We start from the raw sequence: 15,422 nt of genomic DNA on the forward strand, positions 1-15,422 counted from the left end.
AGGGCGTAGCCGGTGAGCGGACAGGAAGAAAGCAGAATCGCCCCGGAAGGCGGCACCCCGCAGGGCGGCGTCCGGGACACCATCGCGGCGGTGTCGAGCGGCACGGGCGCGGCGGCGGTGGCGGTGATCCGGGTCTCCGGCCCGCAGGCCGGGACGGCGGTGACGGCGTTGGCCGGACGGTTGCCGCTGCCGCGCCGGGCGAGCCTCGCCCGCCTGACCGATCCGCGCACCGGCGAAGGGCTGGATTCGGCGCTGGTGCTATGGTTTCCCGGCCCCGGCAGCGCCACCGGCGAGGACATGGCCGAGTTCCAGGTGCATGGCGGGCGGGCGGTGGTCGCCGCCGTGCTGGCCGTGTTGTTCGTCCTGCCGGGGCTACGGCCGGCCGAGCGCGGCGAATTCTCCCGTCGCGCCTTCCTCAATGGCCGGATGAGCCTCGCCGAGGCGGAGGGCCTCGCCGACCTGATCGCCGCCGAGACGGCGCAGCAGCGCCGGCAGGCCTTGGCGCACGCCTTTGGCCATCTCGCCGACCGGGTGACGGCCTGGCGCACCACGCTGGTGCGCGGCATGGCGCTGGTCGAGGCCGGCATCGACTTCGCCGACGAGGAGGACGTGCCGGCCGAGGCGCGGGCCTTGGCCCGGCCGGGACTTCAGGCGCTGCTGGCCGAACTGGATCGGGCGCTGGCCGACCGGCGCGGCGCCATGGTGCGCGAGGGGGCGGCGCTGGCCATCGCCGGAAGGCCCAATGCCGGCAAGTCGTCACTTATGAACGCGCTGGCGGCGCGTGATGTCGCAATCGTCTCCGACGAGCCGGGCACCACCCGCGACGTGCTGGAGGTGGCGCTCGACCTCGACGGCCACAAGGCGATTCTCATCGACACCGCCGGCCTGCGCGAGGCGACGGGGGCGGTGGAAGCCGAGGGCATCCGCCGGGCGCGGGCGCGGATCGAGGCGGCCGACCTGGTGCTGTGGGTGCACGACGGCAGCACCGACGGTGCCGGCGAGATCGCGGCGGAGATCGACCCGCCGCTAGGCGCCGAAGTGTGGCTGGTGCTCAACAAGAGCGACCTCGCCGAGGTCGCCGCGCGGCTGCCGGGCGCGGCGCGGGCGTTCCCGGTCTCGGCACGCACGGGGGAGGGGCTCGACGCGCTCACCGAGGCATTGGCCGGTTTCGTCGCAGCGCGGGCGGCCGGGGCCGAGCACCCGGCGCTGATCCGCGAGCGCCAGCGCGGCGCGGTCGCCGAGGCGGCCGGCCATCTCGAGCAGGCGCTATCCGGATGGGAGACGCTGAGCGACGAGCTGATCGCGGAGGAGCTGCGGCTCGCCGCCCGCGCGCTTGGCCGGGTGACCGGTGCCATCGATGTCGAGGACCTGCTCGATGTGGTGTTCCGCGAGTTCTGCATCGGCAAGTGACGACCGGGCAGATGGCGGCATGCCGGTGACGGGTGGGTGGGTCACCGGCTCCGGGGTCGCCGCGGGGGGTGGATTCACGTGAAACCGTGCCTCGGGTTCACGTACGCTCCATCGATTCGCCGCCGAATTGTTTCACGTGAATCAGGGTAAATGGCTGCTTAACGCCCCCCCAGCGGCGGCTCCCGGCTGGCCTGCTCCGGCCCGATGGCGTGAGCGCCGCGAGGCTGTCCGGCTTGACGTCCCGGCGGAATTGGCGCTTCAACTCCCGCCGACACTCCCGAAGGACCGAATGGAATGAGCGACACGCGTTTCGACGTGCTGGTGATCGGCGGCGGCCATGCCGGAACCGAGGCGGCGGCCGCTGCCGCGCGCGTCGGCGCCCGCACGGCGCTGATCACCCATCGTCGCGACACCATCGGCGCCATGTCGTGCAATCCGGCGATCGGCGGGCTCGGCAAGGGGCATCTGGTGCGCGAGATCGATGCGCTGGACGGGCTGATGGGCCGGGTCGCCGACCAGGGCGGCATCCAGTTCCGCCTGCTCAACCGCCGCAAGGGTCCCGCCGTGCGGGGGCCGCGCGCGCAGGCCGACCGCAAGCTCTATGCCCGCGCCATGCAGGCGGCGATCGCGGCGCAGCCGAACCTCACCGTCATCGAGGGCGAGGCGCATGACCTCGTGATCCAGGCCGGTCGCGTCGCCGGCGCGATGCTGCGCGACGGCCGCACGCTGACCGCCGGCGCGGTGGTGCTGACCACCGGCACGTTCCTCAACGGCCTCATCCATATCGGCGACCGGCAGACCCCGGCGGGGCGCATGGGCGAGGCGCCGGCGCTCGGGCTCTCCGACACGCTGGCGCGGCTCGGCCTGACGCTCGGCCGGCTGAAGACCGGCACGCCGCCGCGCCTCGATGGCCGGACCATCGACTGGGCGTCGCTGGAGATGCAGCCGGGCGACGAGCCGCCGGAGCCGTTCTCGGCGCTGACCGAGCGGATCACCAACCCGCAGGTCGAGTGCGGCATCACCCGCACCACCCCGGCGACGCATGAGGCGATCCGCGCCAATATCGGCCGCTCGGCGATGTATTCCGGCAATATCAAGAGCGTCGGCCCGCGCTACTGCCCGTCCATCGAGGACAAGATCGTCCGCTTCGGCGAGCGCGAGGGGCACCAGATCTTCCTCGAGCCGGAGGGGCTCGACGACCCCACCGTCTATCCGAACGGCATTTCCACCTCGCTGCCGGAAGAGGTGCAGCGGACGCTGCTCGCCACCATTCCCGGGCTGGAGAAGGTGGTGATGCTGCGGCCGGGCTACGCCATCGAATACGACCATGTCGATCCGCGCGAGCTCGCCGCCACGCTGGAGGCGAAGAAGGCGTCGGGCCTGTTCCTCGCCGGGCAGATCAACGGCACCACCGGCTATGAGGAGGCGGCGGCGCAGGGGCTGGTCGCCGGGCTCAACGCCGCCCGGCGGGCGGCCGGCATGGACGGCGCCACCTTCGATCGCAGCGCCGCCTATATCGGCGTGATGCTCGACGACCTCGTGACGCGCGGGGTGAGCGAGCCCTATCGCATGTTCACCTCGCGCGCCGAATACCGGCTGTCGCTTCGGGCCGACAATGCCGACCAGCGGCTGACCTCGCGCGGCGTCGAGCTCGGGCTGGTCGGCAGCGTGCGCGAGCGGCTGTTCGCCGGCAAGCTCGAGGCGCTGCATCGGGTGCGGGACTGGAGCCGCTCGGTGTCGCTGACCCCGGCCGAGGGCGACCGCCACGGGCTGACCCTCAATCGCGACGGCCAGCGGCGCAGCGCCTTCGACCTTCTGTCCTACCCGCATGTGAGCTGGGCGGATATCTGCCGCATCTGGCCGGAGGCTTCGAGCGAGGATGCCGGTATCGGCGAGCAGGTGGAGATCGACGCCAAATACGCCGTCTACCTTCACCGGCAGGAGGCGGACATCGCCTCGTTCCGCCGCGAGGAAGCCGCCGAGCTGCCGGAGCTGGACTATCGCGGGCTGGCCGGGATCTCCAACGAGATCAAGGCCAAGCTGGAATCGATTCGGCCCCGTACCATTGGCCAGGCCGGCCGCATCGACGGCATGACGCCGGCGGCGCTGGCACTGCTGGCGGCGCATGCGCGCAAGGCGCGCTGACAAGACGCACTGACATGGCGCGCTGATACGGAAAGCTGCCGCATAGGGTGTGCCGAGGCCGGCGGTGCGGCAGAGGGGCCGGGATAACCGCGCCGGGAAGGCCGCCGGATTTTTACCCGCTCGCCGCGGCGGGGTATGCTGCCAGCATGATGACCGCCGATTCGGATGACCGCCGCCGCGCTCTCACGCTCACCCCTGTTTCACGTGAAACAGAGGACCGTCTGGTCGCGATTGTCGCGCTGCTGGAGAAGTGGCAGCGCACCATCAATCTGGTGGCGCCGGGCACGCTGCCGAAGCTGTGGACCCGCCATATCGCCGATTCGCTGCAGCTGGTGCCGCTGGCCGGAGAGGTGACCCGCTGGGTCGATCTCGGCTCCGGCGGCGGCTTTCCCGGATTGGTGGTGGCCGCGGTGCTGGCCGAGCGCGACGGTGCCGATGTGACGCTGGTGGAGAGCGACAGCCGCAAGGCGGCGTTTCTGCGCGAGGCGGCGCGGATCGCCGAGCTGCCGGCCACCGTCCTGCCGATGCGCATCGAGCAGGTGGCGCCGAAGATCGCCGCCGGGGTGGAGGTCGTCTCGGCGCGGGCGCTGGCGCCGCTGCCGAAACTGCTCGATCTCAGCTATCCCTTTCTGGCGCAGGGCGCACGCGGCCTGTTTTTGAAGGGACAAGATGTTGATAACGAATTGACCGAGTCATCTAAATCTTGGAGAATCGATGCCTCGATTACCGAGAGCCTCACCGATCCCGGCGGCCGCATCCTGGTGGTCGAGCGGGCGGTGCCGCTCGGTCACGATCCGGCCGGACCGACACGGCCCGGTCGCTGAGAGTCGGTACGACATCAGGGCCGGTACAGGCCGGCCAGAAGCGACCCCTGGGGCGACCACGGAAAGCGGGAACGGACCATGAGCGAGATCGGGGACGATACCATAGCCGGCGAGGCGGTCTCGCTGGCGCCGCGCGCGCCGGCCGTGGTGCCGCGCGTGCTGGCGCTGGCCAACCAGAAGGGCGGTGTCGGCAAGACCACCACCGCGATCAATCTCGGCACGGCGCTGGCCGCCATCGGCGAGACGGTGCTGATCGTCGACCTCGACCCGCAGGGCAATGCCTCGACCGGGCTCGGCATCGAGCGCCGCGACCGGCGGATCTCCACCTATGACGTGATGTGCGGCGAGGCGACGCTGCGACAGGCGGCGCTGCCGACCGCGGTGCCGCGGCTGCATATCGCGCCGTCCACCATGGACCTGTCGGGCCTGGAGCTGGAACTCGCCGCCTCGCGCGACCGCGCCTATCGGCTACGCGACGCGGTACGACGGCTGAACGCGGATTCGTCTCATCAGCGTAACGAATCCCTCGAGTTCACCTATGTGCTGATCGACTGCCCGCCGTCGCTGAACCTGATCACCGTCAACGCCATGGCGGCGGCGAACGCCATTCTGGTGCCGCTGCAGTGCGAGTTCTTCGCGCTGGAGGGCCTCTCCCAGCTGCTGAAGACGGTGGAGCAGGTGCGGCAGACACTCAATCCCAGCCTGTCGATCCATGGCGTGGTGCTCACCATGTTCGACGCCCGCAACAACCTGTCCAACCAGGTGGTGCAGGATGTGCGGCAGTTCATGGGCGAGAAGGTCTACGAGACGATCATCCCGCGCAATGTGCGGGTGTCGGAGGCGCCGTCCTACGGCAAGCCGGTGCTGCTCTACGATCTCAAATGCGTGGGATCGCAGGCCTATCTTCGTCTCGCATCCGAAATAATCCAGCGCGAGCGCAATCTGCGCGCGTCGGCGACGGTCTGAACGGTTCTAGGAGCGCTCCATGGCAATGGCGGAAGATGGTGGCCGTTCGCGGCTCGGTCGCGGTCTGGCGGCGCTGATCGGCGATTTCGGCGACGATAGCCCGGCGACGCCGGAGCGCGCCGCGCCTTCAGGCGCGGCGCGACGGGTGCCGGTGGCCTTCCTGCGGCCGAACCCGCGCAACCCGCGCCGGACCTTCGTCGAGGCGGATCTCGAGGATCTCGCCAATTCGATCCGCGAGCGCGGCATCATCCAGCCGATCGTGGTGCGCCAGCAGGCGGGCCAGCGGGACGCCTATGAGATCGTCGCCGGCGAGCGGCGCTGGCGCGCCTCGCAGCGCGCCGGCGTGCACGAGGTGCCGATCGTCGTCGTCGACGTATCCGATCGCGAGGCGCTGGAAATCGCCATCATCGAGAACGTCCAGCGCGCCGACCTCAACCCGCTGGAGGAAGCGGCGGGCTACCAGGAGCTCGCCGACCAGTTCGACTATTCGCAGAACGACCTGGCGCGGGTGATCGGCAAGAGCCGCTCGCACGTCGCCAACACGCTTCGGCTCCTGAAGCTGCCGGACAGCGTGAAGGCCTATCTCGCCGACGGCCGGCTGTCGGCCGGCCATGCGAGGGCGTTGCTGACGCAGGACGACCCGGAGACCATTGCGCGCGCCATCGTCGAGCAGGGGCTGAATGTGCGCGCCGTCGAGGCGCTGGCGCAGGAGCTCAACGAGGCGAAGGCACAAGCCGAGGGCAAGCCGGCGCGCAAGCCGCGCACGGCGCGCGAGGTCGATGCCGACACGAAGGCGCTGGAAAAGCAGCTTTCGGATGTACTCGGCCTCACGGTCAGCCTGCGGCATGACGGCAAGGCCGGCGAGCTCCGCATCCGCTACGCCTCGCTGGAGCAGCTCGACGAGCTGTGCCGCCGGCTGTCGGCGGGCTGACCCACTTCCGATTCGAGAACGAAACGAACGACGCTCAGCCGCGCCGGGCGGCGGCGGCGAGCTGAAGCAGCGCGCGCTCGGCCAGCTCCGGCCCGAGCAGCGCATTGCGGCGCGCGGCGAGCAGGGCATCGTCGACGGCGAGCAGCGCCTTCTCAAGCCGGGCGGCGGTCCATGAGCGCAGCGCCTTCTCGACCAGTGGCTTGCGGCGGAAGTGGATCGCCGGGCGGGCGCCGTCGATGGCCCGCTCGACGCTGCCTCCCGCCTCGATGCCGAGCCGCATCAGATGCAGCCCCTGGGCGGCGCGAGCCACCGAGCCGAGGATGACGTCGCCGCGCATGCCTTCGCCCAGCGCCTTGCGATAGGCGGTGGCGGCCTCGGCCGAGAGGCCCGCGAGTGCGTTGTCGACCACCTCGTCGAGGGCGAGCGCCGAGGCGTCGCCGACGATGTCGCGCACATGCCGGGCGGTGATGCGCGGCTCGCCGGCGACATAGAGCAGCAGCTTCTCGACCTCGCCGCGCGAGGCGAGACGGTCGCCGCCGAGCAGCGACATCAGCTCCTCGCGGGCATCGCGGTCGATGGCGATCCCGGCGCCGGCGGTCATGGTGTCGATCAGCCGGGCGAGGTCACGCTCGCTGTCAGCGTAGCAGGCGACGGCGTTGGCGCGCGGCGAGGATTCGCAGCTGGTCCGCAACGGCGCGCCCTTCTTGAGGTCGCCGGCTTCGATCACCACCACCGCGTCGAGAGCGGGCATGGCCAGCAGCGCCTCGACGGCGGGAACGATGTTCTTCGAGCCGGCGCGTACCGAGATCACCCGCCGGCCGCCGAACAGCGCCACCGTGCCGGCTTCGTCGACCAGCCGGCCGGGATCGCCGGCGATGTCGTCGCCGTCGATCCGCACCAGGCCGAACGGATCGGTGGAGCCTTCCCCGGCTTTGGCGAGGAAGATGCGGGCGCGCTCGCGCACCAACCCGGTGTCCGGCCCGAACAGCAGCAGCACCGGCCGCAGTGGATCGATGCGCGACAGCGTGGCCTCGACGTCGCCGGGCCTGACCGCGACCATAAGGGGCTCAGCTCTTCGGCGGCGCCGAGGTGGGCGTGCCGATGAGGGGCGTAGAGGGATCGGTGATGGTGGCGGATCCGGCCGCCGCGCCGACGCTGCCCTTGTTGGTGAAATAGACCGCCAGCTGGCTGCGGATGGTCTCGGCCACCACGGTGGACGCGCGGTTCTGCGCGTCGCGGATGGCGCGGGCGCGAGCGAAGCGCTGGTAGCCGCTGTCGATCGAGGCCTTGCCAAAGGCGTTGGAGGCGGTGACCGGCTTCTTGTCGTTGCCGGCCTCGAACAGCTGCCACTTCGAATCGACGGTGATCATCTCGACCTCGGGCAGGCCGGAGACCGGGTCGATGATGACCGAGCTGGTGTTGTCGGTGATGTTCAGCACCAGCCGGTAGGGGGCGCCGACCGGGTTGCCCGCGCCGCCGGTGAGGGCGAAGATCAGGTCGTTGCGCACCTCGTTGGAGACGCGCCCCTGGGCGAACACCACCTCGACGTCGCGCAGCTGGTCCTGCAGCCCGGTGCCGGCCTCGTTGGTGCTGTTGGCGTACATCGGCCGGAAGCAGCCGGTGGTGAGACCGGACAGCAGCACGACGCCGGCGAGGGCGATGAGGCGGCGGCGGGACGGCGCGGCTTTGCGCGGGAAGTCAGGCGACGACATTCACGATCCTCTGCGGAACCACGATGATACGCTTCGGCGCGCGCCCGTCGAGGGCCTCGGCGACGAGATCGAGCGCCAGCACCGCCTGTTCGACCTCGGCGGGGCTCGCCTGCTTCGGCACGGTGATCTCGCCACGCCGCTTGCCGTTGATCTGGATCGGCAGCGTCACGCTGTCGTCGACCAGCAAAGCGGGGTCGCTCGCCGGCCAATGGGCGGTAGCGGCGAGACCTTCCTGGCCGAGCACCGTCCAGCATTCCTCAGCGAGATGCGGCACCATCGGCGCCACCACCGACACCAGGATCGATGCCGCCTCGCGCAGGGCGAAGGCGAAGTCGGGCGCAGCCGTGCCGGCCTTGCGCGCCGCCACGAGCGCGTCGCCGAACTCATTGGCGAAGCCATGCACGCGGGCGACGGCCACGTTGAAGCGCAGGCGCTCGATATCATCGGCCACCTGGACGGCGAGACGATGGGAGGCGCGGCGCAGCGCGGTCGATTCGGCGCCGAAATCACCGGGCGCGGCGACGCCGGCCGGGGCCAGCGCGACGGTGTCGCCGACCAGCCGCCAGATGCGCTGCACGAAGCGCCAGGCGCCCTCGATGCCGGCGCTGGTCCATTCGCTGTCGCGCTCCGGCGGGGTGTCGGAGAGCATGAACCAGCGGGCGCAGTCGACGCCATAGGTGTCGGCCACCACTTCCGGCGGCACGACGTTGCGCTTCGACTTCGACATCTTCTCCGGCGCGCCGACGGTGACCGGTTCATCGGTGCCGACGCGCACGGCGGTGCCGTCCGGCCGCTTCTCGACCTCCTCGGGGAACAGCCACTTGCCGGTGGCGTCCTTGTAGGTCTCGTGGACGATCATGCCTTGAGTGAACAGGCCGGCGAAAGGCTCCTTCACCGAGACGCGGCCGATCTTCGCCAGCGTGCGGGTGAAGAAGCGCGAATAGAGCAGGTGCAGGATCGCGTGCTCGATGCCGCCGATGTACTGGTCGACGGCGAGCCAAGCGTCGGCGGCGTCCTTCTGCAAGGGCGCGGTGTCGGGCTGGGAGGCGAAGCGGGCGAAGTACCAGGACGAATCCACGAAGGTGTCCATGGTGTCGGTCTCGCGCCGGGCCTTGGCGCCGCAGTTCGGGCAGTCGACGTGCTTCCAGGTCGGGTGGCGGTCGAGCGGGTTGCCGGGCTGGTCGAAGGTGACGTCCTCCGGCAGGCGCACCGGCAGCTGGTCCTCGGGCACCGCCACCGGGCCACAGCTCTCGCAATGGATGACCGGGATCGGGCAGCCCCAATAGCGCTGGCGCGAAATGCCCCAGTCGCGCAGGCGGTAGTTGACCGCCCGCTCGCCGACCGGCGCATTGCCGGCGATCTCGTTCTCGAGGCGCAGCGCCACGGCTTCCTTCGCCTGCGGCACGTTGTTGCCGTCGAGGAAGCCGGAATTGAACAGCGTGCCGTCGCCGTCATACGGGCCGTCGGCCACCGAGAACTGCGCCGGATCGGCGCCGGTCGGCAGCACCACCGGCACGATCGGCAGGCGGTACTTGGTGGCGAAGTCGAAGTCGCGCTGGTCATGCGCCGGGCAGCCGAAGATGGCGCCGGTGCCGTAATCCATCAGCACGAAATTGGCGACATAGACCGGCACCGAGGGACCGCCCAGCGGATGGGCGACCTTGAGGCCGGTATCGTAGCCCATCTTCTCCTGCGTCTCGATCTCGGCGGTGGAGGTGCCGCCGCGACGGCACTCCTCGACGAAGGCCTTCAGCGCCGGATCCGTCGCCGCCAGCGCCTCGGTGAGCGGGTGGCCGGGCGACAGCGCCAGGAAGGAGGCGCCGAACAGCGTGTCCGGGCGGGTGGTGTAGACCTTGATCTCGGTGGGCAGGCCAGCGGGGGCGTCTTCCAATGCGAAGCGGACATGCAGGCCCTCGGAACGGCCGATCCAGTTGCGCTGCATCAGGCGCACCTTGTCCGGCCAGCGCTCCAGCGTGTCGAGGCCGGCGAGCAGCTCCTCGGAGGCGTCGGAGATGCGGAAGAACCATTGGGCGAGCTTGCGGCGCTCGACGAGGGCGCCGGAGCGCCAGCCGCGGCCGTCGATCACCTGCTCGTTGGCGAGCACGGTGTTGTCGACCGGGTCCCAGTTCACCTCGCTCTCGCGGCGATAGACGAAGCCCGCCTTGAGGAACTGCAGGAAGATGCGCTGCTGCTCGCCATAATAGGACGGATCGCAGGTGGCGATCTCGCGCGACCAGTCGAGCGACAGGCCGAGCAGCTTGAGCTGCTCGCGCATGGTGGCGATGTTCTCGTAGGTCCACTTGCCCGGATGGGTGTTGCGCTCGATGGCGGCGTTCTCGGCCGGCAGGCCGAAGGCGTCCCAGCCCATCGGGTGCAGGACGTTGAAGCCCTTCATCCGCTTGAAGCGCGCCACCACGTCGCCCATGACGTAGTTGCGGCCATGGCCGATATGGATGCGCCCCGACGGATAGGGGAACATCTCCAGCACATAGTATTTCGGCCGCGGATCGTCATTGGCCGTGCGGTAGATGCCGCGCTCGTCCCAGAGCTTCTGCCAGCGGGGTTCCGCCTCACGGGCATTATAGCGTTCGGTGGTGGTCGAGGTCTGGGGCGAAGGCGATGTCATGGAAGCCGGTCTTGTCGTCGCGGTCGGTGGGAGTCGGGCGGGGATGGCAGGCCGCCCGCGCGCGGAAAATCGCGCGCAAGGACTGGCGGCGCCGGACTAGGGCACGAAGTCGGCGCCGCGGTCAACCTCCGGCGGCGCCTCGCCTCGCCGTGGCGGAGACGGCGCTCGCCTTGTCGCCACTCCCTGGGCCGCCCGGCCGTACCAGCCCGGCGAGCCGCACCCGGTTGCGGCCGGCCTGCTTGGCGGCATAGAGCGCCTGGTCGGCCGCCATCATCAGGTCGCCGCCGAACAGTTCCGGCCGAGGCTCGCAGGTGGCGCAGCCGATGCTGACCGTGACGGGGCCACCAACCACCGAGGCGTGGTCGAGGCCGAGTTCCTCGACCGCCCGCCGCAGCCGCTCGGCGAGCTCGGCCGCCGAGGCGAGAGTGGCGCCGGGCAGCAGCACGGCGAATTCCTCGCCGCCGACGCGGGCGATCACGTCGGTGCCGGCCACCGCGCCGGCGAGCGCCTGGGCGATGCGGCTGAGGCAGCGGTCGCCGTCCAAATGGCCGTAATGGTCGTTGTAGATCTTGAAGTCGTCGACATCGATCATCAGCACGCCGAGATGGCGGGCCGTGCTCCATTGCACGGCGAAGACGGCGTCGAAGCTGCGCCGGTTGGCGATGCCGGTGAGCGGATCGAGGCTGGCCAGCGAGCTGAGCCGCCTGTTGGCGCTGCGCAGCGCCTCCTCGCGATGGGTGAGCTCCTCCGCCATCGCCTCGAAGGCGGAGGTGAGCGGCGCCAGCTCGGTGATGACCACCCGGCCGCCCTCGCGCTCGTGCTCGTCGCGCTTGCCCTGGCCGAAGCGGGTGAGGCGGCGCGACAGCGCCTGCACCGGGGCGACGATCAGTCTTTCGCCGGCGATCCACAGCCCGGCCAGCAGCATGGCGATGGCGGCGAGCAGCGTCGCCCCCGCCCGCCAGGTGGCACGCTCGACCTCGCGCGTCACCGCCGTCAGGTCGATGCCGACGATGAGATGCATGTTGCTGGCGGGCAGGCGGCCGAAACCGTACAGCCGCATGCGGCCGTCCGGCCCGGCGGCGGTGACGGTGCCCTGGCTGCGGGCCATGGCGGCGCGCACCGGACCGGTGCCGGCGAGCGTGCGGCCCACCAGCTGGTGGCGATCGGGAAAGGCGGTGAGGGTAAGGCCGGCGGCATCGACGACGATGGCCTCGGCATTGCTGCCCAGCTGGTTGGCGAAGGATTTCGGGAACAGTTCGTCGATGCCGAGCCGCGCCATCACGGCGCCGCGCGGCATGCCGTCATCGTCGAACAGCGGCTGGGCGAGATAGATCGCCGGCATCGGGTCGAGCAGGCGCTGCGGCACGGGGTCGAGATTGGCGATGCCGCGCATGGCGATCTTGAAATAGTCGCGGCCGGCGACGCTCAAGCCGACCGCCTTCTCGGTGGTGCCGCAGACGATGAGGCCGTCGGCATTGGCGACGAACAGCGATTCGACAGAGCCCGACACCGCCAATATGGCCGGCAGGTCCGGGCAGAACTGCTCGCCGACCTGCGATGCCACGGTGGCCAGCATGGAGCGCGCGGCGACCAGCGCCAGATTGTAGTTGCCGACGCCCTGCTCCACCACGTCGAGCACCTGCGTGCGCGCGGCGGCGAGCCGTTCCTGGTGGAGGCCGACAATGCTGGAGGTTCGTTCGGCGACAAGCAGGGCCATCGCCAGGATGACGAAGACGGCGAGGCGCACCCGGAGGCTGACGGTCCGCACGCGCGGACGGACCGTGGAGGGGGCGCGGGATCGTAAGGGGCCGGGAGAGGGGGCCTCGTCGGCGCCCCGATCTTTCGTCACCGAATGTCGTGCGTGCTCTGGCCAGCGATATCTGAGGCTACTCCGAGTGTCGGCACCCGGCAAGGATAGGTGCGCGAAATCCCGCGCGGCGGCTGTCAAATCGCGCCATTGCTTGGCATATGAGGCGTCTGGTTCGCCCGCCGCCCGAAGGAAGCCCGCCATGACCGCCGCTTCGCCCGCCGTCTCGACCGTTCCCCTCTACCTCGCCGAGGTGCGCGCCGCCATCGCCCGCGCCTGTCGCGACGCCGGACGGCCGGAGGACGCCGCCAGGCTGGTCGCGGTGTCCAAGACCTTCGACGCCGACGCCATCCGCCCGGCGCTGGAGGCCGGGCAGCGTCGCTTCGGCGAGAACCGGGTGCAGGAGGCCAAGGCGAAATGGCCGGAGCTGAAGGCGGAGTATCCCGATGTCGAGCTGCACCTGATCGGGCCGCTGCAGAGCAACAAGGTGCGCGAGGCGCTGGCGCTGTTCGACGTGATCCACACGCTGGACCGTCCCTCGCTGGCGAAGGAGCTCGCCAAGGAGATCCCGCGCTCTGGCCGGCCGGCGCCCCGGCTGCTGGTGCAGATCAATACCGGCGAGGAACCGCAAAAGGCCGGCGTGGCGCCGCTGGAAGCCGATGGCTTCCTCAAGGCCTGCCGCGACGAATACGGCCTCGCGGTGGAGGGGCTGATGTGCATCCCGCCGGCCGGCGAGCCGGCGGCGCCGCATTTCGCGCTGCTCGCCACCATCGCCCGGCGCAACGGGCTGTCGGTGCTCTCCATGGGGATGAGCGGCGACTACGAGACCGCGGTGGCGCTGGGCGCCACCCATGTGCGGGTCGGCAGCGCCATTTTCGGCGCGCGCTGAGGACGCTTAACCAAGGCGGCTCAGCCGACCACGAGGGCGGTGCGGGGACCGATGCGCGCCAGCAGCCGCATCAGGTCGGCGCGGCGGAAGGCGATGCAGCCAGCGGTGGGCTCGAAGCCCTCGCGCGCCAGATGGACGAACACCGCCGATCCGCGCCGGGCGCGGCGCGGGCGCTGGTTGTGGTCGAGCACCAGTACGAGGTCGTAGAGGTGGTCCGGCCGCCACATCTCCTCATGCGAGGGGCGGAACGGCGCGCGCACCGGCCGGTTGTAGCGCCCATGCGACGGCGCATCGCACCACAGGTCGTCCGGCCGGGTGCGGCGCAGCGGCAGGCCGCTCGCCGGCCGCCGGCCGTGATCGGCGCGCCAGCGCAGCTCGAGCGGGTGCCAGGTGCCGGCCGGGGTGGCGCCGTCGCCCTCGCGCTTGTCATGGCGGATGCCGCCGCGCCCGAGCGCCACCGGGGCGGCGAATCCCGGTGCCAGAACGAGGCCGCGCGTGGGGCTGCCGGGGCGGGCGACCACGCGCAGCCGGGCGATCGTCCCCGGCTTTTGTTTGCGAAAGCTCTTCTTCTTCACGCGTTTTCCGTTCACGATCACGTCACGAGCCGGGCCGTATCGCCTTTTAGCGTCGCGGTCACTCTTGCCGAAGGTGCCGAGCCTGCCTAGTCCGGGAGCGTGATCGACGACGAAGCTGACATCACGCCTGGGTTTCGGAAGACGGACAGGCAGCGCAACTCAAGCGATCGGAAGCTGACAGATGGCGAATGCTCAAAGGGTTCTGGTGGTCGACGACGACAGGGAACTGCGCGAGGCCCTGGTGGAGCAGCTCGCCCTCTATGACGAGTTCGAGGTGGTATCCGCCGACAGCGTGCGCGCCGCGCAGGAAGCGGTCGACAATGGCCGCATCGACCTGGTGCTGATGGATGTCGGCCTGCCGGACGGCGACGGCCGCGAGGCGGTGCGCGCCATGCGCCAGAAGGGCTTCAAGGCGCCGGTGATCATGCTCACCGGCCACGACACCGACAGCGACACCATCATGGGGCTGGAAGCCGGCGCCAATGATTATGTGGCCAAGCCGTTCCGCTTCGCGGTGCTGCTCGCCCGGCTGCGGGCGCAGATGCGCTCGCACGAGGCGAGCGAGGACGCGGTGTTCACCATCGGGCCGTACACCTTCCGCCCCGGCGCCAAGATGCTGGTGACTGAGCGCAACTCCAAGATCCGCCTCACCGAGAAGGAGACGGCGATCCTGCGCTATCTCTACCGCGCGGGGAAGAAGCCGGTGGCGCGCGAGATCCTGCTGCAGGAAGTGTGGGGCTACAATTCCGGCGTCACCACTCACACGCTGGAAACCCACATCTACCGGCTGCGGCAGAAGATCGAGAAGGATCCGTCCCACCCGAATCTGCTGGCTACCGAGGCCGGCGGCTACAAACTGGTACCCTGACCGCGCGTCAGGTGATTCACTTGCCGGTGAATCTGATTCGCGCGGGTGATTCGCTCGCGCAGGAGGTGGGCCCGCCCGATGGCCATCGAGGACGACATCGCGCTGCTCGAAGGCGTGCCGCTGCTGCAGCTGCTCGGCCGCGAGGGACTGCGCGTGATCGCCATCAGTGGCGATACGCGGCGGCTCAACGAGGGCGAGGTGCTGTTCCGCGAGGGCCAGTTCGCCGACGCCGCCTATGTGGTGGTGAGCGGCCGGCTGCGGGTGTGCCACGAGAACCCGGCACGCAGCGCCAAGCCCGGCCATAGCGAGGAGGTCGGTCCCGGCACGCTGCTCGGCGAGATCGCGCTGATCACCGACACCAAGCGCCCGGCCACCGCCACGGCGCTGGCACCCTCGTCGGTGCTGCGCATTCCGCGCGTCATCTTCATGCGGACGGTGGAGAGCTACCCGGAATCGGCGGTGCGCATCGCCGAGGCGCTAGGCGAGCGGGTGAGCGCCACGCTCGCTCAGCTGGAGAGCGTGCGCCGGCAGCTCGACGAGATCGGCGCCACGTCCGGCGGACGTTGAGGCGCGGCGCCCGGGACCGGGAGCGCCTCGCAGCCCTTTCGTTGCCTTGTCGCTTTTCCCGCCGTGCCGGGATATTTCGGGCGACCTGACCAAGCTCCAGCC

At 70.4% G+C, this 15,422-nt stretch carries 13 protein-coding genes; 8 read left to right on the top strand and 5 right to left on the bottom strand.

The window, feature by feature from the left end:
- The first annotated feature begins 36 nt into the window (after positions 1 to 36).
- From mnmE to KHC28_RS08690, 5 genes are all read left to right on the top strand, one after another.
- Positions 37 to 1,410, top strand: coding sequence for a tRNA uridine-5-carboxymethylaminomethyl(34) synthesis GTPase MnmE (mnmE, locus tag KHC28_RS08670; protein ID WP_214008184.1), 1,374 nt, complete (start codon positions 37 to 39; stop codon positions 1,408 to 1,410).
- Between the two features lie 294 nt (positions 1,411 to 1,704).
- Positions 1,705 to 3,555, top strand: coding sequence for a tRNA uridine-5-carboxymethylaminomethyl(34) synthesis enzyme MnmG (gene mnmG, locus KHC28_RS08675; protein WP_214007929.1), 1,851 nt, complete (start codon positions 1,705 to 1,707; stop codon positions 3,553 to 3,555).
- 146 nt (positions 3,556 to 3,701) lie between these two features.
- Positions 3,702 to 4,379 (top strand): 16S rRNA (guanine(527)-N(7))-methyltransferase RsmG, encoded by a 678-nt coding sequence (gene rsmG, locus KHC28_RS08680; protein WP_214007930.1) that lies wholly within the window; start codon positions 3,702 to 3,704, stop codon positions 4,377 to 4,379.
- A 78-nt stretch (positions 4,380 to 4,457) separates the two neighbouring features.
- Complete coding sequence (locus KHC28_RS08685) at positions 4,458 to 5,345, top strand: ParA family protein (protein ID WP_246564522.1); 888 nt, start codon at positions 4,458 to 4,460, stop codon at positions 5,343 to 5,345.
- Between the two features lie 19 nt (positions 5,346 to 5,364).
- A complete protein-coding gene (locus KHC28_RS08690) occupies positions 5,365 to 6,276 on the top strand; it encodes a ParB/RepB/Spo0J family partition protein (RefSeq protein ID WP_214007931.1) in 912 nt (303 codons plus the stop codon).
- A 34-nt stretch (positions 6,277 to 6,310) separates the two neighbouring features.
- Here KHC28_RS08690 and holA read toward each other — a convergent pair whose 3' ends face one another.
- From holA to KHC28_RS27845, 4 genes are all read right to left on the bottom strand, one after another.
- A complete protein-coding gene (gene holA / locus KHC28_RS08695; protein WP_214007932.1) occupies positions 6,311 to 7,336 on the bottom strand; it encodes a DNA polymerase III subunit delta in 1,026 nt (341 codons plus the stop codon).
- A 7-nt stretch (positions 7,337 to 7,343) separates the two neighbouring features.
- Positions 7,344 to 7,988, bottom strand: a complete 645-nt coding sequence (locus KHC28_RS08700; RefSeq protein WP_214007933.1) for a hypothetical protein — start codon at positions 7,986 to 7,988, stop codon at positions 7,344 to 7,346.
- A complete protein-coding gene (leuS, locus tag KHC28_RS08705; protein ID WP_214007934.1) occupies positions 7,975 to 10,614 on the bottom strand; it encodes a leucine--tRNA ligase in 2,640 nt (879 codons plus the stop codon). The genes KHC28_RS08700 and leuS overlap by 14 nt, the downstream gene beginning before the upstream one ends.
- Positions 10,615 to 10,735: 121 nt before the next feature.
- A complete protein-coding gene (locus KHC28_RS27845; RefSeq protein ID WP_214007935.1) occupies positions 10,736 to 12,382 on the bottom strand; it encodes a diguanylate cyclase in 1,647 nt (548 codons plus the stop codon).
- Positions 12,383 to 12,623: 241 nt separating this feature from the next.
- Here KHC28_RS27845 and KHC28_RS08715 point away from each other — a divergent pair, with 241 nt between their 5' ends.
- Positions 12,624 to 13,310: a YggS family pyridoxal phosphate-dependent enzyme gene (locus KHC28_RS08715; RefSeq protein WP_214007936.1), complete on the top strand. Its 687-nt coding sequence runs from the start codon at positions 12,624 to 12,626 to the stop codon at positions 13,308 to 13,310.
- A 20-nt stretch (positions 13,311 to 13,330) separates the two neighbouring features.
- Here the strand turns inward: KHC28_RS08715 and KHC28_RS08720 are convergent, their stop codons facing one another.
- The gene (locus KHC28_RS08720) at positions 13,331 to 13,900 is read right to left on the bottom strand and encodes a L,D-transpeptidase family protein (protein WP_312893141.1); all 570 of its coding nucleotides are present in this window, start codon (positions 13,898 to 13,900) and stop codon (positions 13,331 to 13,333) included.
- Between the two features lie 166 nt (positions 13,901 to 14,066).
- Here KHC28_RS08720 and KHC28_RS08725 point away from each other — a divergent pair, with 166 nt between their 5' ends.
- Together KHC28_RS08725 and KHC28_RS08730 are read left to right on the top strand one after the other, a co-directional pair.
- A complete protein-coding gene (locus KHC28_RS08725; RefSeq protein WP_214007938.1) occupies positions 14,067 to 14,753 on the top strand; it encodes a response regulator transcription factor in 687 nt (228 codons plus the stop codon).
- Between the two features lie 78 nt (positions 14,754 to 14,831).
- Positions 14,832 to 15,320 (top strand): cyclic nucleotide-binding domain-containing protein, encoded by a 489-nt coding sequence (locus KHC28_RS08730; protein ID WP_214007939.1) that lies wholly within the window; start codon positions 14,832 to 14,834, stop codon positions 15,318 to 15,320.
- Positions 15,321 to 15,422: the final 102 nt, after the last annotated feature.

Source organism: Ancylobacter sonchi (genome assembly GCF_018390695.1).
Taxonomy (GTDB): domain Bacteria; phylum Pseudomonadota; class Alphaproteobacteria; order Rhizobiales; family Xanthobacteraceae; genus Ancylobacter; species Ancylobacter sonchi.